This is a genomic window from Amycolatopsis nigrescens CSC17Ta-90, assembly GCF_000384315.1.
GTDB classification, from domain to species: Bacteria; Actinomycetota; Actinomycetes; order Mycobacteriales; family Pseudonocardiaceae; genus Amycolatopsis; species Amycolatopsis nigrescens.
Genome location: NZ_ARVW01000001.1, coordinates 738,710 through 764,638, shown reverse-complemented (window position 1 = coordinate 764,638; position 25,929 = coordinate 738,710). Strand labels below are relative to the sequence as shown.

The window sequence follows — 25,929 nt, the reverse complement described above, 5'->3', positions numbered from 1 at the left end:
TCGAGCTGACCACAGCGCGCGCACCCGCCGACACGATCGCGGCTGCGCGCGAACTCGCGGAGGAACAGTGAGCACACCGCTGATAGTGCTCGACGTGGTCGGCATGACCCCGAAGCTGTTGCGGCACATGCCGAACCTGACCGCGCTGGGCGCCGGCGGCTGGCAGGCGAACCTCGGCACCGTGCTGCCCGCGGTCACCTGCAGCGCGCAGTCCACCTTCCTGACCGGGCTCACCCCGGCCGGGCACGGCATCGTCGGCAACGGCTGGTACTTCCGGGACGTCGGCGAGGTGCACCTGTGGCGTCAGCACAACCGGCTGGTCGGCGGGGAGAAGGTGTGGGAGACCGCGCGGGCCGCGGTGCCCGGCTACACCGCGGCCAACATCTGCTGGTGGTACGCGATGGGCGCGTCCACCGAGGTCACCGTCACCCCGCGGCCGATCTACCACGCGGACGGGCGGAAGTCGCCGGACTGCTACGTGCGCCCGCCCGCGCTGCACGACCGGCTGACCGCCGAGCTCGGCCCGTTCCCGCTGTTCCAGTACTGGGGGCCGACCGCGTCGCTGGCGTCGAGCCGGTGGATCGTGTCGGCCGCGCGGCGGGTGCTCGCCGAGTCAAGGCCGGACCTGATGCTGGTCTACCTGCCGCACCTGGACTACGACCTGCAGCGGTTCGGCCCGGACTCGCCGCAGGCGGTGACCGCGGCGCGCGCGGTGGACGCCGAGCTGGGGCCGCTGCTGGACCAGGCCCGCGGCCACGGCGCGACCGTGGTGGCGCTGTCGGAGTACGGCATCACCGAGGCGCGGCGGCCGGTGGACATCAACCGGGTGCTGCGCGCGGAAGGGCTGCTGGAGGTCTACGTCCAGGACGGGATGGAGTACCTGGACCCGTGGGTGTCCAGGGCGTTCGCGGTGGCCGACCACCAGGTGGCGCACGTCTACGTGGCCGACGAGTCGGATCTGCCGCGGGTCCGCGACCTGGTGGCCGGGTTGACCGGGGTGGACGAGGTGCTGGACCGGGCCGGGCAGGCGCGGTACGGCCTCGACCACGAGCGGGCCGGGGAGCTGGTCGCGGTCGCCGAGCCAGACGCCTGGTTCACCTACTACTACTGGCTCGACGACGAGAACGCGCCCGATTTCGCGCGCGGGGTGGAGATCCACCGCAAACCCGGCTACGACCCGGCGGAGCTGTTCTTCGACCCGGCGGACCGGCTGGCCAAGGCCAAGGCCGGGCTGAACCTGGTGCGCAAGAAGGCCGGGCTGCGGTACGCGATGAACGTGGTGCCGCTGGACCCGCGCTGGGTGCGGGGCACCCACGGCCGGCTGCCGGACTCGGCGGGGGACGGGCCGGTGCTGCTGTGTTCCGACGAACGCGCCGCCCCCGCCGGAGAGCTGGTGGCGGCCACCGAGGTACGTGACATTTTGCTGCAGCTACAGGGAATTGGAGCGAACGTATGAGCAGGCCCGTCACGCTGTTCACCGGCCAGTGGGCCGACCTGCCGTTCGAGGAGGTCTGCGAGCTGGCCGCGAAATGGGGCTACGACGGGCTGGAGATCGCCTGTTCCGGGGACCATTTCGAGGTGGACCGCGCACTGTCCGAAGAGGACTATGTGGCGGGCCGGCTTGCCATCCTGGAGGCGCACGGGCTGAAGGTGTGGGCGATCTCCAACCACCTGGTCGGCCAGGCCGTCTGCGACGACCCGATCGACGAGCGGCACCGCAACATCCTGCCGGCCAGGATCTGGGGCGACGGGGAACCGGAAGGCGTCCGGCAGCGGGCCGCGCAGGAGCTGAAGGACACCGCGCGGGCGGCCGCGAAGCTGGGCGTGCACACCGTGGTCGGATTCACCGGCTCGAAGATCTGGAAGTACGTCGCGATGTTCCCGCCGGTCTCGCAGGAGACCATCGACGAGGGCTACACCGACTTCGCGGATCGCTGGAACCCGATCCTGGACGTGTTCGACGAGGTGGGCGTGCGGTTCGCGCACGAGGTGCACCCGTCCGAGATCGCCTACGACTACTGGACCACCAAGCGCACCCTGGCCGCGATCGGTGACCGGCCGGCGTTCGGGCTGAACTGGGACCCGTCGCACATGGTCTGGCAGGACCTGGACCCGGTCGGTTTCATCCTGGACTTCGCGAACCGGATCTACCACGTGGACTGCAAGGACACCAAGAAGCGGTTCGACGGCCGCAACGGCAGGCTCGGTTCGCACCTGGCCTGGGCGGACGCGCGCCGCGGTTGGGACTTCGTCTCCACCGGGCACGGCGACGTGGAATGGGAGGAGGCGTTCCGGGCGCTCAACTCGATCGGCTACACCGGCCCCATCTCGGTGGAGTGGGAGGACGCCGGGATGGACCGGCGCCGGGGCGCGGCCGAGGCCGTGAGCTTCATCCGGAACCTGATCTTCGACAAGCCCGACGCCGCCTTCGACGCCGCTTTTTCCAGCAAGGATTGAGAGGACGAGCCATGACCGAAGAAGGATCGCTTTCCCGCCGGTCGATGCTGCGCGGCGCGGTGGGCGCCGCTGCTGCTGTAGGCGCCGCGGCCGCGCTGTCCGGGACCGCGCAAGCGGCGCCGCTGCCCGGTGGCCGCTGGCTGCGGATCCCCAAGGACCGGATCGGCATCCAGCTCTACACGCTGCGCGACCTGCTGCAGGCGGACACACCCGGCACCCTGGAGGCGCTCGCGGACCTCGGCTACCGCGGGGTCGAGCTGGCCGGCACCTACGGCCGTTCCGCGAAGGAGTTCCGCGGCCTGCTGGACAGGTACCACCTGCGCGCGCTGTCCAGCCACATCGACTTCGACCATTCCGATGTGGACCAGCTGATCGCGGACGCGAAGATCCTCGGCAACTCCTACGCCGACTGTGCGTACGCCAAGTTCGAGACCATCGCCGAATGGCGCGCGTTCGCCGGGCGGCTGGACAAGGCGGCCCGCGCGTTCGCCCGCGCCGGGATCAGGTACGGCTACCACAACCACGACCACGAGTTCCGCGCGATCGACGGGGTGCGGCCGTTCGACGTGCTGGTCAAGCACACTTCGCGGCAGCACGTGCACCTGGAGTTCGACCTGTTCTGGGTGGTCACCGGCGAGGTGGACCCGGTGGAGCTGTTCTACCGGAACTTCGGCCGGGTCAAGCAGTTCCACGTCAAGGACAAGGCGCCGACCGGTGAGTTCGCCGACCTCGGCACCGGCGTCATCGACTTCCGGCACATCTTCCGCAGCACCTGGCCGGGTGATGTGAAGCATTTCATCGTGGAGCACGACGCGCCCACCGATGCGCTGCACACGGCCGAGGTCGGCTACGACTATCTGTCCAAACTGCGCTTCTAGACTGTGTCTACGCGAATGAGCGTTATGCACATTTGTTGGTGCGGCTGCCGTCCGTGTCACCGGCATCCAGCCGCCGCGAGCCACCCTCCGGGCGGCCCCCGTCGACTGGATAGTGCATAACCCTCATGGTCTGCGGCCCGCTGGTGTTGTGACTAGCGTGGCGTCAACAGACGAAAGGAGCTTTCCCCATGCTGTTCGGTGACGAGCACGTCCGGCGGTACGAAGAGACCGACGGCGAGGTCGGGCACGACTGGCAGGACGGCGTGCCCACGCTGGTTCTCACCACCACCGGCCGCAAGACCGGCCTGGAGCGCAAGTTCGCGCTGATCTACCAGGAGGTGGACGGCGCCTACGTCATCGTGGCTTCCAAGGGCGGCGACGACAAGCACCCCGGCTGGTACCTCAACCTGGTCGAGCACCCCGAGGTCAAGGTGCAGGTGAAGGCGGACAAGTTCACCGCCAACGCGCGCACCGCGAACAGCGAGGAGCGGGCGAAGCTGTGGCCGATCATGGCCGGGGTCTGGCCCGACTACGACAACTACCAGCGCAAGACCGACCGGGAGATCCCGGTGGTCGTGCTCGAACGAGCCTGAGCCAGGCCGCCGGAGCCGTCGCTGAGCGGGCTCCGGCGGCTCCGGCCCCCTACTTCACCCGGAGGTCGACCGCCACCGGCCGGTGATCCGAGGCCCGGGTGTTCAGTGCCCCGGCCTGAGTCACCGTGAACGACGGTCCGGCGAACACGTAGTCGATCCGGATGGTCGGGTTGTCGGCTTTGTGCGTGTAGGGCTGGCTCGTGTGCTTCGGGGCCGCCTGCCACCCGTCGGTGAACCCGGCGTCGGTGACCAGGTTGACCACCTGCTTGCCTTCGGTGATCTTGCCCTGGTCGCCGTCGGCCCTGTCCACGGCGGCGTTGAAATCGCCGGACAGCACGGACATCGCGTTGCCGTGCGCCTTGTTCACCTGTGCGACCGAGGCCAGCGCGGCCTTCAGCTGCGGGATCCGCGCGTCCTGGTAGAGGTGGGAGATGTGCAGGCTGTAGGCGACCATCGGCTTGCCGTCGACGGTGAACGACGCCCAGACCAGCGTGCGCGGCTTGTCCTGGCCCGGCACGTCTTTCGGCAGGTCCGTCTTCCCGGTGCCGGTGATCGGGAACTTGGACAGGATCGCGTTGCCGGTGTCCTCGTTCTTCCCGGCGCCGCATTTGTGCGTCGGGTGCTGGTAGGCGTTGCGGTGGAACCGGTGGTCCATGCCCAGTTTCTTGCCGAGCTCGGCCGCCATGTCGACGCAATTGCCGAACCGGTGGTCCCGGTTGACCTCCTGCAAGGACACCACGTCCGGGTTCAGTTTCCTGATCCGCTCCGCGATCCGGTCCAGATCCGGCCCCGCGCAACTCGACGTGGTCGCGTCGCACGGCTTCCGATCCGCCGGATAGCCGTGCTGGATGTTGAACGTGACCACTCGCAGCTCCCGGCCGGCGTACTCCTGTGCCGTGACCGCGGTGGTCGCCACGCCGAGCCCGGTTATCGCCGCGGCCGCCATCGTGATGATCCGCATTCCCCCGCGCATGAAACCCCTCCTCGTAGTTCCCCCTTGCCTGGTCCCGCCGTCCTGCCGCAGGACTCTTTCGATCGTCGGGTAGGACCGGGGGCGGGACAACCTCGCTGAGCTGCTTCGCACGATCTCGTACAGCGAGGTCCGGCCACTGGGCCGTCCGGGCGAGTTCGAGCCCCTAGGATGGTCACGGTCCGGCGTCATTTGGTTACCTGAATGGCGGCTGGATCAGAGCAAGGGGAGGTGCTCCGGTGGGGGAGCATGACATCGACCCGGCCGAGGTCGACTCGATTTCGGCCTTCGGGGCGGTCTTGACGCGGTTGAAGGAGCGGTCGGGCCGGTCGCTGAGCCAGCTGGCGAGCGCTACCGCCGGCCTCGATGTCCATGGCGCGCACGGGTTGCGCCGGAGCACGCTGAATGGCTACTTCAAGGGCAGGCACCTGCCGCAGCAGGGGGTGGGGCGGGAGTTCCGGCTCCTGCTGCGCGAGCTCGGGGTGCGTGGTGACGCGCAGCTGGAGGCGTGGTGGGCGACGGTGGAGCGGCTCCGGCGTCGTGCGCGCAACGGCGGCCAGGGGGTGGGCAATCCGTATCCGGGGCTGCGTTCCTTTGACATCGCCGACGCCGCGCACTTCTTCGGCCGGTCCGCACTGACCGAACGGCTCGTCGACGAGGTCGCCGCGCACGTCGGGGAGCCGGTCGTCGTGGTGGGGCCGTCCGGAGCCGGGAAGTCCTCGTTGCTGCGCGCGGGGTTGCTGCCCAGGCTGGTCGACGCCGGCCGGCCGCCCGTCGTGGTGACGCCGGGCAAGTCGCCGCTGGAGGAGCTGGCGAGGGCCGAGCCGGGGCAACGGTGTCCGCTCGTGGTCGACCAGCTGGAGGAGATCTTCGCGGCCGACGTCGACGATGCCGAGCGGCGCGCGTTCCTCGCCGCGGTGTGGTCGGCGGCGCGGGCGGAGGCCGTGGTGCTGGGCCTGCGCGCCGACTTCTACGGGCACGCGCTGCGTTATCCGGAGCTGGCGGCGGCGTTGCAGAACGCGCAGGTCGTGGTGGGCCCGATGACCGAACCCGAGCTGCGGGCGGCGGTCACCGAGCCGGCTCGCACGGTGGGCATGGACGTCGACGACGGGCTGGTGGAGCTGCTGGTCCGGGAGGTGTCGCCGAGCGCGCCCCAGGAACCGGACGCCGCGCACGAGCCAGGGGTGCTGCCGCTGCTGTCGCACACCTTGCAGGCGACCTTCGACGCCGCCTTGGCACGCGACGAGCGGGTCCTCGGCATCCAGGACTACCGCTCGATCGGGGGAATCCGGCACGCCATCGCCGAAACCGCCGACGCCGCTTATGGCGGGCTCGGGCGGCACGCGCAGCAGGTGACCAGGCAGGTGTTCTTGCGCCTGGTGCAGGTCGGGGAGACCACGGCCGACACCCGTCGCCGGGTGGACCGCGACGAACTGGTCGGGGAGCGGCCCGACGCCGAGGCCGAAGAGATCGACGACATCCTGGACACCTTCATCGCGCACCGGCTGCTGACCGCTGGCGACACGACGGTGCAGATCAGTCATGAGGCGCTGCTCCAGGCGTGGCCGCGGCTGCGCGGGTGGCTCGACGACGACCGCGCGGGACGGCAGGTGCATCGACGGCTGACCTTGGCCGCCCGCACCTGGCGGGACAACGGGCGCAGCGACGACGACCTGTACCACGGCGGCACCCTGGCCGCCGCCCTCAGCTGGGCCGGCGGCCACCGGGAAGAGCTCAACCCGCTCGAACGGGAGTTCCTCGACGCCGGGGTGGGCGAACGCGACGTCGCACAGGCGGTGGCCCGCCGCCGCGTCCGGCGCCGGTACCAGCTCACCAGCGCGGCCGTGGTCATGATCGTCCTCGCCGCGACCGCGATGTGGTACGCCCAGCGCACGCGGGACGCGGCCGAACGCGACGGACGACTCGCGCTGTCCCGCGACATCGCGGTCAAGGCGGAGCGGCTCCGGGACTCCGACCCGGCGCTGGCCGCGCAACTCGCCGCGGTCGGCTACCGCAGCGCTCCCACCGCTGAGGCCCGGTCCGCGCTGCTGGACTCCTCGGCGCACCCCATCGCCGCCAGGCACTACGGCCAGGGCGGCTCCACCAACGTCGTCGCGGCTACGACCGGCGTACTCGCCACCGGTGCCAAGAACGGCACTATCTCCCTGTCACGGGCGGGGGAGGATACGGCGGCGGGACCGGCGCTGAACCTCGGCAGCCGCGCCGTCGCCATCACGATCAGCCGGGACGACACGCGGCTCGCCGTGGTCGGTGAGAGCGGGACGGTCCGGTTGTGGAACATCGCCGACCTCGCCGCCCCGGTCGAGCTGGCGAACCTGACCGGGCCGAGCGGGGTGGTGGCCTCGGTGGCGATCTCTCCGGACGGCCGTACCGTCGCCGTAGGCGGCGCCGACGCCAAGATCCACCTGTGGGACCTCGCCGATCCCGCCGGAAAAAAGCTGCTCTCCGGGCCGCGGGACGCTATCACCAGCGTCGCCTTCGCGCCGGACGGGAAGACGCTGGCCGCGGGCAGCAGGGACCGCATGGTGCACCGCTTCACGCTCGCCGATCCGGCCCGGCCTCAGCCGTTGCCGAGTTTGGCTGGCCCTGGCGGTCAGGTGTTCTCGGTGGCGATCTCGCCCGACAGCCGCGTCCTCGCCGCTGGAACCAGTGCCGACCGCGCCGTGTACCTGTGGGACGTCGCCGATCCCGCGAGCCCGAAACCTCTCGGTCAGCTCACCGGGCCGGCCAGCTGGGTCACTTTCATCGATTTCAGCCCGGACGGCGATCGGATCATCGCGGGCAGTTCGGACCGCAAGCTCTGGGAATGGGACCTGGCCACCCGGGACGTTCGCAGGACCCTTCCGCATCCTGGCGTCATCACCACGGCCACCTACGTGGACGAGCACACGGTCGTGACCCTCACCGAAGACGGCGCCACCCGGACCTGGACGGTCCCGGGACCCGTCATCGACGACTTCGGCGACACGGTGTACTCGGTGGCCTTCGCCGGCGCACGGCAAACGCTGGCCGTCGGGCCTGGAAGCCAGGACAACGGGATTCACCTCATCGACGCCTCGGCCTCCGGCAAGCCCGCGCGCATCGGTGCGGCCCTCGCGCCCACCGGAAGTCAGGGCAAGCTGAGCGGCCCCATCGCCGTCAGCTCCGACGACAGGCTGCTCGCGGCCGGTACCGGTAACGGCGGAATCCACCTGTGGGACATCGGCGACCCAGCTCAGCCCAGACAGCTCGCGGACACCGGGGTCGTCACCGGTTCGACCGTGGCCTGGGTCGAGTTCCAGCCGAACGGCACCGTGCTCGCGGTCGCCACGAAGGACGGCTCCGTCACGCTTCTCGACTTGGCCGACCCGGGTCACCCGAAACGCCTGGCCTCGATGACCGAAACCGGCAGGGCCCTCAACGACGTTCGCTTCAGCCCCGACGGCAAGCTGATCGTGACGGGCAGCGATGACGGCAATGCCTACCTCTATGACGTCGGCGACCCGGGCCGGCCGCGCCTGCTCACCAGACTCCAGGTCGGCGATGCGGCGACATCGGCCGCGTTCAGCCCGGACGGCGCGGTGCTGGCGGTCGGCGCCGCCGCCGACGACAACGTGTACCTGTGGGACCTCACCGATCCCGGCAAGCCGATGGCCATCGGCGCATCGCTGGACGGCCCGGTCGCCGACCTCTACCAGCTCACGTTCCACCCGGAACGTAACGAGCTCGCGGCGGCCAGCGTCGACGGGACGATCTGGCTGTGGGACCTCACCGACCCCCGCGAACCCGAACGCACGGCGACTGTCACCGCGTCCACCGACGCGGCGATGTCACTGGCGTACAGCCACGACGGCGCATTCCTCGCCGGCGGCAGCCGGGACGGCAGCGTGCGCTTGTGGCGCACGGACCCTGAAGCCACCATCCGCTGGCTTTGCACCGCGTCCGGCGCCGGCATCACCACCGCGGAATGGGAGCAGTTCCTGCCGGGCACGGCCTATCACCCGCCGTGTGCCTGACCGGCTGTGCGAGATCGTACGAGACCATGTGACCTTGTACGGGACGGTTCGGCGGCGTTGTCCCGGCGGTGATCCCACCGTGACGATCGAAGTGCTCCAGGGGGACTGGGGCACCACGAAAGTCAGGAGGGAACCATGAAGGGCAAGATCGCCGGCGGGGTGGCCGCGATAGCCATGGCCGGGGCCGCGTTGCTGTCCGGGGGCGCGACGGCGAACGCCGGGCAGCCGGTGGCGCCGGTGTCCGCGGACACCGACGCGAAGAGGCCTTGCGGCTACAGCGCTGAAGGAAAGTGGAGCTACTTCCGCAACTGCAAGGACTATGACGTCACCGCCGAGGTTGTCCGGGCGGGGCCGCTCCCGAACGGGCATCCGTGCGTGCAGGCAGGCGCCACCTGGGCGACCGACGACAGCTCGGTGACCGACATCCGCCAGGAGAAGAAGGGCTGCTGAACCGGCCCGGATCCACCATGCCGGGGTGCCGGTCCCGCGTGGACCGGCACCCCGGCTACCTCGGCCGTCCCCTGGCCAGGATGTCGTGGCCGCGCGGGCCGAGCAGGACGTCGTCCTCGCGGTCGATCCACTGCCGCCGCAGCACGCCGAGCGCGGTCGACGTGGTGCACCCGGTGACCCCCGGCAGCGCGCCGATGTCCTCGGTGACGAACCGGGCCAGGTCCTCTTCGTCGCGAAAAGTGCCGTGATGCAGGATCGACGCCGGTCCGGTCGCCATCACCGTGAGCCGTCCTGACCGGTGCCTGCCCAGCGCGGTGAGCGCGGCCGGGACGTGCTGCGGCTGGACGGCGAGCGTGCAGAGCGCGGTGATCGGGAAGCCGAGAACGGCGGGCTCGATCTCCACTCTCGGCCTGGCGGCGCCGCTTTCCAGCAGCGACTGGATGAGCCGGTAGGCGGTGGACCTGCTGACGTCGAGCTCGCGGGCGACCTGCGCGGCGGAGATCCGGCCGTCGTCGAAGAGCAGCCGCAGCGTGCCGAACTCGGCGTCGTTCAACGGGCCGAGCACCTCCGCCGGCGCGGCGGTGTCCACGTGCTCGCGCAGTGCGGCGGCCTGCTCGCCGGTGAGCCGGTCGAGGTGCCAGGCGACGGCCTGGCGTTCGGTGCGCAGCACCAGGTGCGAGCGCAGCGACTCGATCCCGGGGATGCCGGGCAGCGTCTCGGTCAGCAGGCGGCGCACGTCCGTGCCGGGCAGCGGGTAGAGGGTGCAGAAGACGTCCGCGTCGCCCGCGGTGATCAGGATGGACTGCGCCTCGGGCACCCGGCGGACGGCGGCGGCGACCGCCGCGGTCTGCTCCGGCCGGCAGTTGAGCCACACCAGGTACGGGTTGCCGGTCATGATCAGCGACCAGTGCACCGTGGAGATGACCCGCAGCAGCCTGCGCTGCTGCAGCCGCTGCATGCGCCTGCCGACCGTGCTGGCCGAACTGCCCAGCACGTCGCCGACCACGTTCAGCGGCGCACGGGGGGCGAGCTGCAGGGCGGCGACCAGATCGAGGTCCGCGTCGTCCAGTTCATGCACGTCGGGATCCTATCGTGAACGGTTCGTGCATCGGATGAATAGATATTGACACAAGCATGCGCTCTGAGGTGAGATCCGGGTTCATCTTTCCGTTCGGTGCAAGAGGTGGGTGACCGGCATGGCCGCACAGACGAAGCAGCGGCGCTCGATGTCGCTGGTGCTGCGCGTGCTCGACTTCGTGGACCGGGCCGGCAACAAGCTGCCGCATCCGTTCTGGCTGTTCGTGATCCTGAGCGTGCTGGTGGTGCTGGCGAGCTGGCTGCTGGCCGCCCTGGACGTCTCGGTGGTCTCGCCCGCGGACGGCAAGGAGGTCGGGGTCAAGAGCCTGGTCTCCGACGCCGGGGTCCAGATGATGCTCGGCGACCTGATCAAGAACTTCGTGAACTTCCCGCCGCTGGGCCTGATCGTGGTGGTCATGCTCGGCGTGGCGGTCGCGGACAAGACCGGCCTGCTGCCCGCGCTGATGCGGGCCGCGCTGGCGCGGGTGCCCGCCAAGCTGGTCACCTTCGCCGTCGCGCTGACGTCGATGTTCTCGCACGTGGCCGGGGACGCCGCGTTCGTGGTGATGATCCCGCTGGGCATGATCGCGTTCCGGGCGGTGGGCCGCAGCCCGATCATCGGCGCGGTGGTGGCCTACGTGGCGGTGGGCGGGGCGAGCAGCATCAGCCCGATCATCGAGGGCTCGGACGCGATCTTCGCCGGGCTGACCACCTCGGCCGCGCACACCATCGACCCCGGCTACCTGGTCACCCCGGTGTCGAACTGGTACTTCTCCGCGGCCTCCTCGCTGCTGCTCGCGGTCACCATCACGATCGTCACCGAGACCGTGGTCGCGCGCCGGGTGGTCGCGATGAACGCCGCCGAGCCGGAGCTGACCGACGTCGACGAGCTGCCCGACATGTCGCTGTCCGCCGCCGAGCGCACCGGCGTGCGCCGGGCGGTGCTCGCCGGTGCGCTGTACGCGGTCGCCGTGGTGCTCGCGGTGCTGCCCGCCGGTTCGCCCCTGCGCGGCGACGGCGGTTCGATCGTGGACTCGCCGCTGCTGGAGAACGTGGCGGTGGTGCTGATGCTGTTCTTCATGATCATCGGCACCGTCTACGGCCTCAGCGTGCGCACCATCACCGCGCCGAAGGACATCCCGGAGCTGATGGGCCAGGGGCTGCGCGAGCTGGTTCCGGTGCTGGTGCTGTTCTTCGCGGTCTCGCAGTTCCTCGGCTATTTCAAGTGGACGAACATCGGCCAGGTCATCGCGATCGCGGGCGCCCGCGCACTGGACTCGCTCGGCGCGCAGCCGGTGGTGATCTTCATCGGCGCGGTGGTTCTGATCAGTGTGCTGAACCTGTTGCTCACCAGCGGTTCGGCGATGTGGTCGCTGGTCGCGCCGGTGTTGGTGCCGATGCTGATGCTGCTGCACATCCAGCCGGAGACCACCCAGGCCCTGTTCCGCATCGCGGACGCGCCCACCAACAGCCTCACTCCGATGAGCCCGTACTTCGTGATCGCGCTCGGCTTCATCCGCCGCTACCGGCCGTCGGCCGGCATCGGCACGCTGATGGCGCTGGTGCTGCCGCTGGCCGTGGTCAACCTGGTCGTCTGGCTGCTGATGTTCCTGGCCTGGTACGGGCTCGGCATCCCGCTCGGCCCCGGCGTCTCCGTCCGCTGAACCCTTTCCCCCGCACAGATTGGCGTCTGAATTGTCTGCGAAGTCGTTGTCCACCTGGTGCCGGAACGAACTTGGCGAACTGCTCGGAGACCTCGAGATGCTGGTGCGGCACGAGTCGCCGAGCACCGGGAAAGCGTTGCTGGACAACACCGCCGACTCGATCGAGGCATGGCTGTCCGAGCGGCTCGGCCCGCCCGCCGGGTGGACCCGGCACGCGCAGGCGGAGCACGGCGACGTGCTGGTGGCGACCTATCCCGGCACCGGGAAACCCGTGCTGCTGATCGGCCACTACGACACGGTGTGGCCGGCGGGCACGCTGGCCGAGTGGCCGTTCACCGTGCACGACGGCGCTGCGACCGGGCCGGGCGTGTACGACATGAAGGCGGGCCTCGTCACCGGGGTGTGGGCGCTGCGGGCACTGCGCGCGTTGAACCTGCCGTGCCCGCCGGTGACCTTCCTGTTCACCGGCGACGAAGAGCTGGGCAGCCCGAAATCCCGGCCGTACATCGAAAAGACGGCCCGCGACTGCGCCGCCGCGCTGGTGCTCGAACCGGGAGTGGGCTGGGATCTCAAGGCCGAACGCAAGGGCGTGGGCGTCTTCAACCTCTCCACCACCGGCATCGAGGCGCACGCCGGCAACGACCCCGAGGCCGGTGCCAGCGCGGTGCACGCCCTCGCCGAGATCGTCTGCCGGCTCGTCGAAGCGGCGGACCCCGGTGCCGGCACCACGATCAATGTGGGCACGATCACCGGCGGTACGGCGCGAAATGTCATCGCGGGCGAGGCGAGCTGCCTGATCGACATCCGGATCAGCCGGGAGGACGAGGCACGCCGCATCGACGAGGTCTTCGCCGGGCTGCGGGCCACGGACCCGCGCGTGCGGGTTCGGCTGGCGGGGGAGTGGAACCGCCCGCCGATGCGGCTCACGCCGGCGAGCAAGGAGCTGTTCGACCAGGCCGATCAGGTCGCCACCGAGCTGCGTGCGCCACTCGAGCCGATCAGCGTCGGCGGCGGCAGCGACGCGAACTTCGTCGCCGCGCTGGGCGTTCCGGTGCTCGACGGCCTCGGCTGCAGCGGCGCGGGCGCGCACGCCCGGCACGAGCACGTCCTCGTCGGCGACATCCCGGACCGGGTCGCGCTCGTCGCCGGTCTGCTGCACCGGATGGCGTAGTCACCCGTCGGGGGTGGGCGTTGCGGGGCGCCCGGGAAATGTCGCGTAGATTCCGCGATATGAGTGCACACTTCGACGTGGTGGTGCTGGGCGCTGGACCCGGCGGTTATGTCGCGGCGGTCCGGGCCGCGCAGCTCGGCCTGAAGACGGCGATCGTGGAGGAGAAGTACTGGGGAGGCGTCTGCCTGAACGTCGGCTGTATCCCGTCGAAGGCGCTGCTGCGCAACGCGGAGCTGGCGCACCTGGTCAACCACGAGGCGGCGACCTTCGGGATCCAGGTCCAGGGGCAGGTCAGCTTCGACTACGGCGCCGCGTTCGACCGCAGCCGGTCGGTGGCCGATGGCCGGGTCAAGGGCGTGCACTTCCTGATGAAGAAGAACAAGATCACCGAGTACGACGGCCGCGGCACCTTCACCGACGCGAACACTCTGCGGGTCGGCGACGAGACGATCACCTTCGACCACTGCATCATCGCGGCCGGCGCGACCACGAAGACGCTCCCGGGAACCTCGCTCAGTGATCGGGTGGTCACCTACGAGGAGCAGATCCTGGAGCGGGACCTGCCGGAGAGCATCGTGATCGCCGGCGCCGGCGCGATCGGCGTCGAGTTCGCGTATGTGCTGCACAACTACGGCGTCAAGGTGACCATCGTCGAGTTCCTGGACCGGATGGTGCCGCTGGAGGACGCCGAGGTGTCCAAGGAGCTGGCGCGCCGGTACAAGAAGCTGGGGATCGAGGTGCTCACCTCGACCAAGGTGGAGGCCATCGACGAGTCCGGCCCGAAGGTGCTGGTCACGGTCTCTCGCGGTGGCGACCAGCAGGTCATCGAAGCGGACAAGGTGCTGCAGGCCATCGGCTTCCAGCCCCGCGTGGAAGGCTATGGGCTGGAGAACACCGGCGTCGAGCTGACCGACCGCGGCGCCATCAACATCGACGGTCGCTGCCGGACGAACGTGCCGCACATCTTCGCGATCGGCGACGTCACGGCGAAGCTGATGCTCGCGCACGCCGCCGAGTCCATGGGCATCATCGCCGCCGAAACCATCGGCGACGCGGAGACCATGGAACTCGACTACGTCATGATCCCGCGCGCGACGTACTGTCAGCCGCAGATCGCCAGCTTCGGCTGGACCGAAGAGCAGGCGCGCGAAAAGGGCTTCGACGTCAAGGTCGCCAAGTTCCCCTTCACCGCCAACGGCAAAGCACATGGTCTCGGCGAACCCGTCGGCTTCGTCAAGATCATCAGCGACGACACCCACGGCGAACTCCTCGGCGCGCACCTCATCGGCCCCGAGGTCACGGAACTGTTGCCCGAACTCACCCTCGCCCAGCAATGGGACCTCACCGTCCACGAAATCGCCCGCAACGTCCACGCCCACCCCACCCTCGGCGAAGCCGTCAAGGAAGCCATCCACGGCCTAGCCGGCCACATGATCAACATGTAAGTTTTCGACCTGCCCTGGCCAATGGCTGTCCCGGCCAGGGCAGGTTTTAGCCTCTTCGCTCGACCTGGCTGTCTGTCACCACTTCTATGGCCAGCAGTCGAACGAGGTCTATGTCAGGCTGTAGTGCGTATGCTTCACGGCTGTTTGGTAGGAGAACTCTGACGTCCGAGTACTTAGGGTCATCCTTTGCGTGAACTATCCTGTTTCTGATCTTATAAATTCTCTCTGCAACTTGTGCAGCGATCGACCGGTTGGCATTTTTTGTGTTAATCCATTCAACTCCAGAAATAGGACCGCTCCTAGAAAAATGAGTAGCAGCCTCGTCCTTTGAGAAGAAGTCTATTAAGGTAGTTTCACGTACTGAGTGTGTTAGCAGCGTTGCTATCTGTGTCGACTCGGGGGCATTAACCGAATTCTCAACGGTGGAAAGTATTCGCATTATTGAATCGTCATCGCTTATTGAAAACCACGGGTCGACGATCTCTCTGCGAACCTTCCGAATCGAGTCCTTTCTGATTGCGTAAGGGAAGTAGTACTCCAGTACTTGATAGAATGAGAGAAAGGCTATTACCGGGTTGTCTCGGGCTGTCTCGGCTGAAGAAAAAAGCTCAGCCACCTCATGGGGAAGTGAAGTGGTCGGGAAGCGGACCTCTGGTAGGCGTTGCCTGTTCTGCTTACGTGACTCCCTTTCGTATAGTGCCGTACCTATCATGCGAAATGGCTGATCATTTCGAACATTGAGTTCATACAAGAGCGAGTTTGCCTTCTCGATGCCTTTGTCAAGAAGGAGCTGATCGCTCATTTCAGAACCAAAGTCAATCTTGATTGAGATGCTTAAGGCAATGTCTTCAGCAAGGTGGGCGTCAATCCTGCCTCGTGAGTTTGGGAGCGCAAAAAGTACTCCGAGTGGCGAAACTGTGGAGATCTCGATGCAGGTGCCGCCTGTATCGTCTGTTAGGTGAATTGGGATGATATCTTGATCACGCCTGCCCGGTCTCTCTTCGTCGCCGCGTTTAGCTTGAGGAAAGGACACCGTGGGGATGGGATTGTCGTCGCTGTGTCGGCATGTGGCAGAGAGTCCACATTTCAGAGTGGAGAGAATTGGTGGGATTATGATGCGTCCCCTGCGCGCGTGCTCAATCGCTACTTCAAAATAGCCCTGCTTGGGTGAGATGAATCCAAAATAGTCAGGGATACGTTGGACGTCACTGGTCGCCTGGGATTCAAGTGTTCCTATTTGCTCGATCGGGATCAAGTGATAACGGCGAAAATATGCTGCTTGTGTACGATCTACCTTGAATAGGAGGACCTCTTCCGTGTTGCGTTCAAACTTGGCGCCAGCGGCCGCTGCTGCCACTTCCACTGGCTTCGGTAACGAAAATGTAGAAGTAACGGGGAGGCTGTCATTCGACAAGTCAGTTCCTTTCGAGAACTTCGGATATTGAGTTTTATTGTTCAGTAAGGTGGCACCTGGCTTGTTGCCGGGCGATGTGCCCGCTGAGGCCGCGGACATGTACGGCTGCCGTCAGCGGCGCGTAGGTACGCCAAGGATCACGTCGGGCTCCTCGTTGAGACATTCGTGTCACCAGTGTCGTGAGAAGAGCAACGGCCGTTACATGAAGTCGTCGCCACGATGCTAGGTCATCACGGCGGCCGTCATGCCACGGCAGGACGGAAAACGTGCAGCTCGACCAGTTTGCCCTCGTGGCCGCTGTGTTGGTCTGAGACGGCACCGAGTTGGCTGTTCGCGGCGCAAAGTGTTGGTGAGTGAGTCGAGGCCGGCTCCGAGCCCGAGGTTTCTATAGCGGTGCGCTCCGGGGGCGAGACCAGCGAGGCGTCAACTAGCATGAGCTTGTGGACAAGTTGGATCTGCGTTTGCCGTCGCTGCTCGTCGAGGTTCACGACGAGCTGCTTGCCGAACGGCAAGTACGGCTGTATCTGAAGCGTGATGATCTGATCCATGCGGAGTTGCCTGGGAACAAGTGGCGGAAACTGAAGTACAACCTCGAAGCAGCACGCGCTGAAGGCGCGTCAACTCTGCTTACTTTCGGCGGTGCGTACTCGAACCATATTCGAGCTGTTGCGGCGGCTGGGCACTACTTCAACTTCAGTACGATTGGCGTTATCCGCGGTGAAGAGCATGTGCCCTTGAATGAGTCGCTTGCCTACGCGAAGGAGCGTGGGATGCGCCTGACGTACATGGATCGGGCGACTTATCGGCAGAAGGCTGACGCTCAAGTAATCGAGCGGTTGCGTGCGGAGTTTGGCGACTTCTACCTTGTGCCGGAGGGTGGAAGTAACGCCCTCGCGCTGCGCGGTTGCCGAGAGCTTGTGGACGAAATCTCGGTCGACTTCGACGTAATATGCTGCCCGTGTGGAACGGGTGGAACCTTGGCGGGCATCGCCAGCGGGCTGCGCGGACCGCAGCATGCTCTCGGTTTCTCTGTGCTCAAAGGTGGCTCGTTCTTGAATGATGACGTGGCGAGCCTGCAGGTCGATGCCCTTGGAACTACTACAGAGAACTGGTCAATCGAACAGGACTTCCATTTTGGTGGTTACGCCAAGCGTACCGATGATTTGCGGGACTTCATGTCCGACTTCGAGCGTCGACATGGGATTGCGCTAGAGTGGATCTATGTCGCAAAGATGATGTATGGACTGTTCACGCTGATTGATGCGGGTCAATTCGATGACGGTGCGGTGATTGTTGCGGTAATCACTGGCTAGGCTGGCATGTGTCAGACTTTTCTGTGATACGAGCGCTGTGCGTTCTTTGCTGTGGAACTATCTTGCAGAGTCAGCTCCCACTGGCCGCTGTTGATAGCGAAGTCGCGGCCAAAGCCAAGCCACATGCCGCGCATGCGGCGTCCGCTTGGCTCGACGACTAGTTGCAGCGTTCCATGATAGGTTGCAGCTTTGTAGTACCCGGTTGGGGACGTCGTCTCGCGCCAGCTTCCGGTGGCGACCGATGAGCTGATGGTAAGTTCTATTCGCAGTTGCGATCCTTCAGAATTCGGAACGCTCTGCCCGACCAGCCGGCTGCCGTGCTGGTGAACGACGACATAGTGTTCGCCCGCGAAGTTGTCGCCGCGACCGCTGCTTGGGTAGATGTAACGGCTCCGCCAAATTCCGGAGTAGCTTCCGACTTGGGTGTCAAGTCGTCGAATCATCTCGCCTTCCCTGGTTTCGGCAAGTGTTGGGGAAGTTGCCGCAAGAGACAACCCGGCGCTCAACTTCAAGAACAATGCCTGCCGGTTCAGGTTCGGCCCTAAGCGTTCTGACCAAGTAGTTGCCAATCGTGCGAATTCGTACACGTCGGCCGACTCCAGGGTTGATATCAGATCTTGTAAGTCACGATACTCTTCTGCTGACTGCAAGGAATCCTTTTTGGCGATGGTTGGAAGTTCGGTGAATTTTTGATTATCCAGGTAGGCTGGGTCGGACGGTCGAAAGTCGGCGCAGTCGGCAAGCAGATCTGCGATTCGGCACTCATAAAGCTCGGCTAGGCGTTGTAGTACATCAAGGGATGGGGCGTGCCCTGTCGATGCGGGCCATAGTTCCCAGTATGAGAAGTTCTTGAACGTCTTGGGATCTGCTGGCCAGCGGCTGTTCCACTGGTTGGCAGCGTCTCGCTGGCTCCAATCACGCGCCATGCGGAACGCTGCGCGTAAATTTACGCCGTAGCGGTCGCAGAACACCGTGGCGACCTCGACCCACGTCTTATGCGCCGCGCGCAGGGTAGCGGCAAGTTCTCGTTGCTCCTGTCGCAGACTTCGTGGTGAGGACGGCATGCGGAGTTCCTCTCGGGCCGCGAGCGGTAGCGCTGCGGCTGGTCGTCGTAGAACGTACCGGTTGAACAGGGACGTTGTGTCTCGCAAGATCACGGTACTACGGGGTGTCCTGATCACGTGACCTGCGGTTTCGTAGTCGCCACACAGGTGAGGTCTCTCAGGAGGAATCGAATGGTGACGACGTATGCCCGAGTGGCGCAGGCTGCCAGTGCCACACGTGCAGGAGTGGATGACGGCGCAAGGCCAGCCGGCCGGATAGTGCCTGGATGGCGAACCGGGTGGTTGGGATGACTCCATTGATGTTCGTGCGGTTTCGGGAAGGTGTGGTGGGCGAGGCCAGGCGGACTGTGCATCTGGTGCCGCGGCGGGTGGAAGGTGGTGAAAGTGTCGCGGGGGTGTTGATTGCCTTGTGTGGGCAGGAGTTTGCGCCTGGGGAAGGGGAGATGTTGGGGTCGGTGTGCGGGCAGGCGTGCTTTTCGTGTTTGCGGCGGTCGCCTGGGGCGGATGAGGGTGACGACATGCCGGAGGTGCTGGGGCCGCGGCCGGCGTTGACGGATTTGTTCCGGGTGAGTGCATGATCCGGTTTCGGCGACGGCGGGTTCCGCAGGTTCGGCATGGCGGGTATCGGCCGGTGAAGCAAGGTGCGCGGCATCGGACGGTGCTGGATGCCGAGCCGGTGGTTGGGGTGGTGGTTTCGTTGTTGTGCGGTGGTTTTTACCGGGTCGAGCGGCGGCGGGGTTTGGCGATCTACGACTGCCATGTGTGTGAGGAGATCGCGGCGGAGAAGGCGGGCTGGTTGTGATCGTTGATCCGGAGCTTGGCGTGCGGAATGGGCCGGAATTCGTGGCGTTGATGACCGAGCTGGTCCGGCTGCGGCGGTTGCGAGGGGTGAGTCAGCGGGACGTGGCGGAGAAGATGGGCGTTCACGCTGCCACGGTGTGCCGGATGGAGCAGGGCGCTCGCCTTGAAGTGCGGGTGGCGCAGGTGCAGGCGTACGCGCAGGCTCTGGGACTGCGGGTTGCGATGATCCTGACACCTGCGGACTGAACGAAGGTAGTGAAGGTGCCCTTGCCTACCTTCAAGGTAGGTAAGGGCACCTTCACGGACAAAGTGGACTGTCGCGGGTGGACGCGAGAAGGGCTGGCATAGTGGGGGCGCGTGACGATCGGATCAGGGGTGGAGCGGCCGGGGCGGATAGCGGCCGTGGCGGCGGGGAGTTGTGGGGTCGGGTTTGTCGGGGTCTATCTGCTGTTCGTGTGGACGTGGGCGGGGCAGGCGCTCGACTTCAACGTTCTGCAAGGGGCGCCGGCGCTGCTCGAGACCGCGGACGTGCTTCGGGCGAGATCGTGGCTGTCCTATATCACCGTGTATGCCGTGGCCGGAGTGGTCGTTCTGGTTCTGGCCATCGGGCTGTTGCGAAGGCGGCCGGCGCTGGCGGTCGCCGGCGCGGCGGTCATCGGGGTGACGGCGGTGCTCGAGCGCGTGCTCGGTGACTGGGTGCTCGTCCGGCCCTCGATCATCGACGACCCGATCAACCACGGCAACAGTTTCCCCAGCGGGCATGTCGCCATCGCGATGTCGGCGTTGTTCGGGTTGCTGATCGTGGTGCCGTACGCCTGGCGCGGCTGGGTCGCGTTGCTGGGGTCGGTCTACGTGGTCGGGGTCGCGGAGATGACGATGACGGTGGGCTGGCATCGGCTCAGCGACGCCATCGGCGGCAATCTGCTCGCGCTCGGCGTCGCCTGCCTGGCGCTGGCGGTGCTCGCGCGGCGCGACGGCGCGCGGACGCAAAAGCTGCGGTTGAGCCTCGTGGCGATCGTGCCGCTGCTCGGGTATGTGGTCTGGACGGTGGCGAAAGGGGTGGGGCCGGCGTACGGCGTGTTGTCCTCGGACAAGGACGGGTTCCAGTCCTCGATCTTCCAGGCCGCGGGTGCCACCGCGACGGTGGCCAGCGCGCTGACCGTGGTCGCCTTCCTGGTCGTGAGTGAAAAGTGTTGTCCAGGCAACACTTTTCACTCACGAGCTTGACCTCTACATTGGTTTAGGTTGCACGGTGGTCGTACAAGCCGAGTACGGAGGTACCGCCATGAAGGCCGCCGCGTTCACCGAGCCAGGACCACCCGAGGTGCTGCGCCTGACCGAACTGCCCGATCCACAGGCCGGGCCGGGGGAGGTGCGGGTGCGGGTGAAGGCCGCCGGGGTGCAGCCGTACGACGCGGCGGTGCGGGGCGGCTGGGAGCCGCCCGGGCTGAAGCTGGGCTGGCCGAGGGTGCCGGGCAACGAGTTCGCCGGGGTGGTGGACCAGCTCGGCGACGGGGTGACCGGCGTGCGCAAGGGCACCGAGGTGCTCGGGTTCACCGCGGTCCAGGCCTACGCGGAATACGTCGTCGTCCCGGCCGAGAACATCACGCCGAAACCGGCGAACATGCCGTGGGAGGTGGCCGGCGGCTTCAGCGCGGGCGCGCAGACCGCGCATATCGCGTTGGGGGAGTTGGGAATTGGGGAGGGTGACACCCTGCTCGTGCACGCCGCGGCCGGTTCGGTCGGCACGATCGCCGTGCAACTGGCCAAGCTGCGGGGCGCCACGGTGATCGGCACCGCGAGCGAGGCCAACCAGGACTACCTCCGCGAACTGGGTGCCATCCCGATCGTCTACGGCGACGGGCTGCTCGACCGGGTGCTGGCCGCCGCGCCGGGCGGGGTGCACGCCGCACTGGACGGGGCCGGGGGAGCGGCGCTGGAAGTCTCGCTCGAACTGGTCAAGGACCGCCAGCGCATCCTCACCCTCTTCGAACACGACAAGGCCGCAGGGCTGGGCATCAAGGTCATCCCGGCCGGCCGGACCGCGGCCAGGCTGGCCGAGCTGGCGCAACTGCACGCGGAGGGCAAGCTGCGGTTCCACGTGCGCAGGACGCTGCCGTTGGAGCAGGCGGCCGAGGCGCACCGCGAGATCGAGACCGGCCACGGCCGGGGCAAGATCGTTCTCTCAGTCTTCTGACACCGAGCGCATCAGCGCCAGCAGCCGCTCCGCCGAGCGGTGCCAGGTGAAAGTCTCCGCCTGGCGCCGCCCGGCGGCGACCAGCTCGGACCGGATCTGCGGGTCCTCCAGTTTCCGCACTGCGGCGGCGAAATCGTCCGGCGCGCCGGGGGAGAAGAACAGCGCGTGCCCGCCGGTGACCTCGTCGAAGATCTCCAGGTCGGTGCAGACCACCGGCGCCCCGGCGTGCATCGCCTCGATGATCGGCAGGCCGAAACCCTCGTCCTTGGACGCGGTGACCAGCGCCTCCGCCCTGGTGAGCAGGTCGTGGTAGTCCGCGTCGGAAATGCCGCGCCAGAACACCACGTCCGCCCCGGCCGGGACCCGAGCCCGCAGTTCGGCCTCGCGTTCCGGCGGCAGCTTGCTGACCAGGTGCAGCCGGTGCTCCGGTAGTGCGGCCATGCCGTCGATCAGGGTTTCCACGTCCTTGTACGGCATGAACGAACCCATGTAGACCAGCTCGCGCGGGCCTTCCGGCACGGCATCGGAATCGCGCGAGGGCAGCCGCGACGGTGCGTTGTGGACTACCGTCACCGGTCGCCGGGTGAGCCGGTACTCGCCGATCAGCTTCTTCGTGGTTTCGCTGACCGTGACCACCGCGTCCGCGCGGTTGAGCAGCAGCCGCTGCGGCCAGTACGCCTTGTGGTAAAGCCGCCAGATGACCCGGACCGGCAGCGGCAGGAACCCCGGCGGCTCCGGGTGTCGGTAATAGATCAGGTCGTGCAGGGTCAGGATCAGCCGGTACCGCCGCCGCGCGCCGCCGATCACCTGCATCGGGCTGAACACCACGTCGGCGCCTAGGCGGTGCAGGGTGCGCGAAATGAACAGCTCCCGCGGCGACATCGGGTTGTTCACCCGCACATGCGGCACCCCGGCGGGCAGCAGCGCGAGCTGCCGCTCGTCGTGGATCAGCATGGTCACCGGGTGCAGCTCGTGCAGGGCCTCGACCAGGCTCGCCCCGTAGCGGCTGATGCCGTCGTGCGTGTCGGTGCGGGTCCACCTGGCGTCGACGAAGACCTTCATGGCGCACCCAGGAAGCGTTCGACGGCCTCGGCCGCGGCCACCGGGGTCTCGTAGTGCACCAGATGACCGACGTCCGGGATCACCACGAGCTCGGCGTCCGCGAGCCGCGCGGCGAGCGCGCGCTGGCCGTCCAGCGGCGCGATGTCGTCCTCGGCGCCAGCGATCAGCAGGGTGGGCATCTTCAGCGCGCCGGCGTAGTCGGCAACGGTGTGGCTGACCGACGCGGCGAAGGTCTCGCTGAGCAGGGCCGGGCTGTGGAACCGGCTGAAGTGCCGCAGGTGCTCCCGGTCGATCCGCTCGCGCAGCCGCGGGTCCCTGGTCCTGGTCATCGCCTTGCTGGCGACGAGCACCACCGCGCGGTTGGACAGCAGTGCGCGCCCCAGCTGGTCCGGCAGTGCCTTGCCGAGCGCGTAGTAGGCGGAGGTGAGCCGGGACAGCACCACCCGCGGCCCGCGCAGGGCCGGTGTGGAGATCGGGTTGACCAGCACCAGCCGGTGCACCAGCTCCGGCGTGCGCGCGGCGACGGCCGCCGCGACCAGCGAGCCGAAGGAATGCCCGAGCAGCGCGACCGGACGTCCGTCCGCTTCCCGCTCGATCAGTTCGGTCACGGCCGCGCCGTAGCCCTCGACGTCGTGCCGCCGGGCGGACATCGGGCCGGAGCCGCCGAAGCCGGGCAGGTCCGGCACCACGATCCGGCGGCCCGGCAGTGCCTGTGCGATCTCCGCCAGTCCGTGGTGGGTGCCGCGCAGGCCGTGCACCATGACCAGGGTCGACTCGGCGCTTTCGCCGTGAACCCAGTAGCGCAGGCCGGAGCCGGCGATCCGCGCCATCCGCTCGCGCGGGTCGAGTGCCGTTGTCATGGTCAACTCGCCAGCTCGGCGTGCAGGGCCTCGATCTCGACGCTCTCCTGCGGGTTCATCGCGTGCCGGTAGATCGCCTCGAACCGGGCGAGCACCCGGTTGATGTCGTGCTTGAGCACCAGCTGCTCCCCGGCCGCGCCCATCCGGTCGATGGTCGTGCGGTCGGCGATGATCGCGTCGATCGCCTTGGCCAGCGCGGCTACGTCACGCGGCGGGTACAGCCAGCCGTTGCGGCCGGGCTCGACCAGGTGCGGCAGCGCCATCGCGTCGGCGAGCACCACCGGCGTGCCCGCGGACATCGCCTCCATGGTGGCCAGGCTCTGCAACTCGGCGATGCTCGGCATGCAGAACAGGTCGGCCCTGGCGTACGCGTCGAGCAGCTCGTCTTCGCTGACGAAGCCGGTGAAGCGCACCTTGTCCGCGATGCCGAGCTCGCGCGCGAGCTCCTCGAACACGGTGCGGCGGTTGCCGTCCCCGACGATCTCCAGCTCCACCTTGGCCTCGGTCCGCAGCAGCGACATGGCGCGCAGCAGGTCGTCGAGGTGCTTCTCCTCGTCGAGCCTGCCGACGAACAGGATGGTGCGGATGTCCGGGTCCGGGTTGTGCTTGCGGTACTCCCTGGCCCGGCTCCGGTAGCGCTCGACGTCGATCCCGCAGGAGACCGGCATGGCGCGGTCGGCGAAACCGTTGTCCAGCAGCAGCTGCACCGCGCGCGGGGTGGGCGCGGTGACCGTCTCGGCCTTGCTGTAGTGCTTGATCACGTTGCGCCACAGGATCTTCGAAGCCGCACCCTGCAGGACACGCGGTACGTTCAGGTAGCCGAAGATGTTCTCCGGCATGAAGTGGTTGGTCGCCACCAGCCCGATGCCGCGGCGGCGGGCCGCGTTGATCAGGCCGCGGCCGATGTAGAAATGCGACTGCACGTGGACCACGTCGGGCTGGATCTCGCCCAGCAGCCGCTCGGCCGCCGAGGACGCCTGCCAGGGCGCGCACACCCGGATCGACGTGGCCACCGGCGCGGTGTAAGACCGGACCCGGTGCACGGTGACGCCCTCTTCCACGGTCGTGCTCGGCTCGCCGTCGGTCGAATGGCAGATGACGTGCACCTGGTGACCGCGCCGGGCCAGGCCGGTGCCGAGCCGGTGCGCGAAGTTGGCGGCACCGTTGATATCCGGCGGATAGGTGACCGCACCGAGCACGATCCGCAGTGGACGCTGGGTGACGAAGGGCGAAGTCAACTGGAGCTCCTGTCAGAGTGATCTGTTGAAGTCGATCCGGCGAAGGCACCGCTGCCGGCCGGGGTTGGCGGAACCTCTTCTTCGGGGGTGTCGGCCTTCCGGGTGTCGGGGTGGTACCTGGCGAGCGCGAACACCCCGGCGCAGGCGACCACCGCGCACACCGCCTCGCCGACCGCCGTCCACGGCCCCACCCGCGCGGCCTCGCCGAGCAGGCCGATGCCGAGGCCGACCGCGACGATCGGGTCGACCACGGTCAGGCAGGCCACCACCAGGTCCGGCGGTCCGCTGGCGTACCCGTACTGCAGCAGGCAGCCGCCGACGAGCATGGCCACCGCGATCCCGAGCAGCGGCAGCACCTCCAGCCCGGCGATCCCGCTGTTGCCGAACTCCTGCGCCACCGCGCGCATCAGCAGCGAGACGTAGCCGTAGGCCACCGCGCAGCCGCCGGCGAACATCAGGCAGCGGAACCGGGACCTGGTCATCACGCCGACGATCGCCAGCACCAGCACCGCGCCGCCGATCAGCCAGGTGGCCAGCAGCAGCTCTTCGCCGGTCACCGGGGTCGGGGTCGCGCTGCCGGCCGCGAGCAGCACGAAGGCGACCACCCCGCCGGCCGCGGCGAGCACCGCGAAGGCGACGCTGGGTTTCATGTCCCGGACCCGGATGCCCTGCTCACGGGTGGTGAGCAGGACGGTGATCGGCAGTGCGAGCACGCCGACCGGCTGCACCACGCTCAGCGGTGCCATGCCGAGCGCGCAGGCGTGCACCACGGCGCCGCTGCCGACGGCGAGCAGGCCGAGCAGCCAGCGGGTGTTGCGGACCAGCAGCAACAGGCTGCGCGTCTTCATGCCGCGGTCGCCGATGGTTTCGCGGACGGCGCGGTGCTGAAGCCGGGCGCCCACCGCGTAACCGCAGGCCCCGAGCGCGGCCAGCGCCACGGCCAGCGGGGTCATGATCGATCACGACCAGCCGTGCCGGCACTTCGCTGGCGCACGGCGGCGTCAGCCTTTCTCACCTGGCACGGAGGCCCCAGTCGTCCGTTCACCCCGCTCAATCTGGTGCCTGCCGCCTGTGCCGCACATCCGGGGCTCACCCCCCAAAATCCCTGAGAAATCCCTGACATGAACCCTGGACGGCCGGGGGTGGCCCGGGGGCTGCCCGGGGCTGCTCGGGGGTACACCGAGCGATGGAATCCTTGCCCCGGAAGTTATCGAAAGAACGGGCGAATGGTCACGGGAAGGCTGTGTGAACGAAAACCC

General features: G+C 67.6%; 22 protein-coding genes. 14 read left to right on the top strand and 8 right to left on the bottom strand.

The window, feature by feature from the left end:
* The first annotated feature begins 67 nt into the window (after nt 1-67).
* The 4 genes from AMYNI_RS0103555 (at nt 68) to AMYNI_RS0103540 (ending at nt 3,928) form a co-directional block, all read left to right on the top strand.
* Nucleotides 68-1,456, top strand: a complete 1,389-nt coding sequence (locus AMYNI_RS0103555) for an alkaline phosphatase family protein (protein WP_281170244.1) — start codon at nt 68-70, stop codon at nt 1,454-1,456.
* Entirely contained in the window at nt 1,453-2,457 is a 1,005-nt protein-coding gene (locus AMYNI_RS0103550; protein ID WP_020666596.1) for a sugar phosphate isomerase/epimerase family protein, read from the top strand. Before AMYNI_RS0103555 ends, AMYNI_RS0103550 begins: the two co-directional genes overlap by 4 nt.
* An 11-nt stretch (nt 2,458-2,468) precedes the next feature.
* Nucleotides 2,469-3,335: a sugar phosphate isomerase/epimerase family protein gene (locus AMYNI_RS0103545; RefSeq protein ID WP_020666595.1), complete on the top strand. Its 867-nt coding sequence runs from the start codon at nt 2,469-2,471 to the stop codon at nt 3,333-3,335.
* A 188-nt stretch (nt 3,336-3,523) separates the two neighbouring features.
* Nucleotides 3,524-3,928: a nitroreductase family deazaflavin-dependent oxidoreductase gene (locus tag AMYNI_RS0103540; protein WP_020666594.1), complete on the top strand. Its 405-nt coding sequence runs from the start codon at nt 3,524-3,526 to the stop codon at nt 3,926-3,928.
* 49 nt (nt 3,929-3,977) lie between these two features.
* Here AMYNI_RS0103540 and AMYNI_RS0103535 read toward each other — a convergent pair whose 3' ends face one another.
* Nucleotides 3,978-4,901: an endonuclease/exonuclease/phosphatase family protein gene (locus tag AMYNI_RS0103535; RefSeq protein ID WP_169515696.1), complete on the bottom strand. Its 924-nt coding sequence runs from the start codon at nt 4,899-4,901 to the stop codon at nt 3,978-3,980.
* 236 nt (nt 4,902-5,137) lie between these two features.
* Here AMYNI_RS0103535 and AMYNI_RS43535 point away from each other — a divergent pair, with 236 nt between their 5' ends.
* Together AMYNI_RS43535 and AMYNI_RS0103525 are read left to right on the top strand one after the other, a co-directional pair.
* Nucleotides 5,138-8,914, top strand: a complete 3,777-nt coding sequence (locus AMYNI_RS43535) for a WD40 repeat domain-containing protein (protein ID WP_020666592.1) — start codon at nt 5,138-5,140, stop codon at nt 8,912-8,914.
* A 135-nt stretch (nt 8,915-9,049) separates the two neighbouring features.
* Nucleotides 9,050-9,364 (top strand): DUF6355 family natural product biosynthesis protein, encoded by a 315-nt coding sequence (locus AMYNI_RS0103525; protein ID WP_020666591.1) that lies wholly within the window; start codon nt 9,050-9,052, stop codon nt 9,362-9,364.
* A 55-nt stretch (nt 9,365-9,419) separates the two neighbouring features.
* Here the strand turns inward: AMYNI_RS0103525 and AMYNI_RS0103520 are convergent, their stop codons facing one another.
* The gene (locus AMYNI_RS0103520) at nt 9,420-10,442 is read right to left on the bottom strand and encodes an Lrp/AsnC ligand binding domain-containing protein (protein WP_020666590.1); all 1,023 of its coding nucleotides are present in this window, start codon (nt 10,440-10,442) and stop codon (nt 9,420-9,422) included.
* Between the two features lie 118 nt (nt 10,443-10,560).
* On the opposite strand from AMYNI_RS0103520, the gene AMYNI_RS0103515 reads away from it, so the two are divergent.
* The 3 genes from AMYNI_RS0103515 to lpdA are packed head-to-tail and all read left to right on the top strand — an operon-like array spanning nt 10,561 to nt 14,721.
* Entirely contained in the window at nt 10,561-12,105 is a 1,545-nt protein-coding gene (locus tag AMYNI_RS0103515) for an AbgT family transporter (RefSeq protein ID WP_211225453.1), read from the top strand.
* A 31-nt stretch (nt 12,106-12,136) separates the two neighbouring features.
* Complete coding sequence (locus AMYNI_RS0103510; protein ID WP_026360013.1) at nt 12,137-13,276, top strand: M20 family metallopeptidase; 1,140 nt, start codon at nt 12,137-12,139, stop codon at nt 13,274-13,276.
* A 59-nt stretch (nt 13,277-13,335) separates the two neighbouring features.
* Entirely contained in the window at nt 13,336-14,721 is a 1,386-nt protein-coding gene (gene lpdA / locus AMYNI_RS0103505) for a dihydrolipoyl dehydrogenase (protein WP_020666587.1), read from the top strand.
* 46 nt (nt 14,722-14,767) lie between these two features.
* Here lpdA and AMYNI_RS48820 read toward each other — a convergent pair whose 3' ends face one another.
* On the bottom strand, nt 14,768-16,135 hold the full coding sequence (locus AMYNI_RS48820; protein WP_157357240.1) for a hypothetical protein: 1,368 nt from the start codon (nt 16,133-16,135) through the stop codon (nt 14,768-14,770).
* A 440-nt stretch (nt 16,136-16,575) separates the two neighbouring features.
* Here AMYNI_RS48820 and AMYNI_RS0103500 point away from each other — a divergent pair, with 440 nt between their 5' ends.
* Complete coding sequence (locus AMYNI_RS0103500) at nt 16,576-17,448, top strand: 1-aminocyclopropane-1-carboxylate deaminase/D-cysteine desulfhydrase (protein WP_026360012.1); 873 nt, start codon at nt 16,576-16,578, stop codon at nt 17,446-17,448.
* An 11-nt stretch (nt 17,449-17,459) separates the two neighbouring features.
* Here AMYNI_RS0103500 and AMYNI_RS48815 read toward each other — a convergent pair whose 3' ends face one another.
* Nucleotides 17,460-18,512 (bottom strand): hypothetical protein, encoded by a 1,053-nt coding sequence (locus AMYNI_RS48815; protein ID WP_157357239.1) that lies wholly within the window; start codon nt 18,510-18,512, stop codon nt 17,460-17,462.
* Between the two features lie 574 nt (nt 18,513-19,086).
* Here AMYNI_RS48815 and AMYNI_RS48810 point away from each other — a divergent pair.
* From AMYNI_RS48810 to AMYNI_RS0103475, 4 genes are all read left to right on the top strand, one after another.
* The gene (locus tag AMYNI_RS48810) at nt 19,087-19,314 is read left to right on the top strand and encodes a hypothetical protein (RefSeq protein WP_157357238.1); all 228 of its coding nucleotides are present in this window, start codon (nt 19,087-19,089) and stop codon (nt 19,312-19,314) included.
* On the top strand, nt 19,311-19,559 hold the full coding sequence (locus AMYNI_RS0103485; protein ID WP_020666582.1) for a helix-turn-helix domain-containing protein: 249 nt from the start codon (nt 19,311-19,313) through the stop codon (nt 19,557-19,559). The genes AMYNI_RS48810 and AMYNI_RS0103485 overlap by 4 nt, the downstream gene beginning before the upstream one ends.
* Before the next feature lie 111 nt (nt 19,560-19,670).
* Nucleotides 19,671-20,540 carry a phosphatase PAP2 family protein gene (locus tag AMYNI_RS43525; RefSeq protein WP_084628252.1) on the top strand — a complete coding sequence of 290 codons (870 nt, stop codon included), beginning with the start codon at nt 19,671-19,673 and terminating at the stop codon, nt 20,538-20,540.
* 58 nt (nt 20,541-20,598) lie between these two features.
* Nucleotides 20,599-21,510, top strand: a complete 912-nt coding sequence (locus tag AMYNI_RS0103475) for an NADP-dependent oxidoreductase (RefSeq protein ID WP_020666580.1) — start codon at nt 20,599-20,601, stop codon at nt 21,508-21,510.
* Here the strand turns inward: AMYNI_RS0103475 and AMYNI_RS0103470 are convergent.
* From AMYNI_RS0103470 to AMYNI_RS0103455, 4 genes are read right to left on the bottom strand one after another with little or no spacing between them, the layout of a single operon-like run.
* Complete coding sequence (locus AMYNI_RS0103470) at nt 21,499-22,572, bottom strand: glycosyltransferase family 4 protein (protein ID WP_020666579.1); 1,074 nt, start codon at nt 22,570-22,572, stop codon at nt 21,499-21,501. The two genes, AMYNI_RS0103475 and AMYNI_RS0103470, sit on opposite strands and share 12 nt — an antisense overlap.
* Nucleotides 22,569-23,432: an alpha/beta fold hydrolase gene (locus AMYNI_RS0103465; protein ID WP_026360011.1), complete on the bottom strand. Its 864-nt coding sequence runs from the start codon at nt 23,430-23,432 to the stop codon at nt 22,569-22,571. Before AMYNI_RS0103465 ends, AMYNI_RS0103470 begins: the two co-directional genes overlap by 4 nt.
* Nucleotides 23,433-23,434: 2 nt before the next feature.
* Nucleotides 23,435-24,670: a glycosyltransferase gene (locus AMYNI_RS0103460; RefSeq protein ID WP_020666577.1), complete on the bottom strand. Its 1,236-nt coding sequence runs from the start codon at nt 24,668-24,670 to the stop codon at nt 23,435-23,437.
* Complete coding sequence (locus AMYNI_RS0103455; protein WP_020666576.1) at nt 24,667-25,623, bottom strand: DMT family protein; 957 nt, start codon at nt 25,621-25,623, stop codon at nt 24,667-24,669. Before AMYNI_RS0103455 ends, AMYNI_RS0103460 begins: the two co-directional genes overlap by 4 nt.
* Nucleotides 25,624-25,929: the final 306 nt, after the last annotated feature.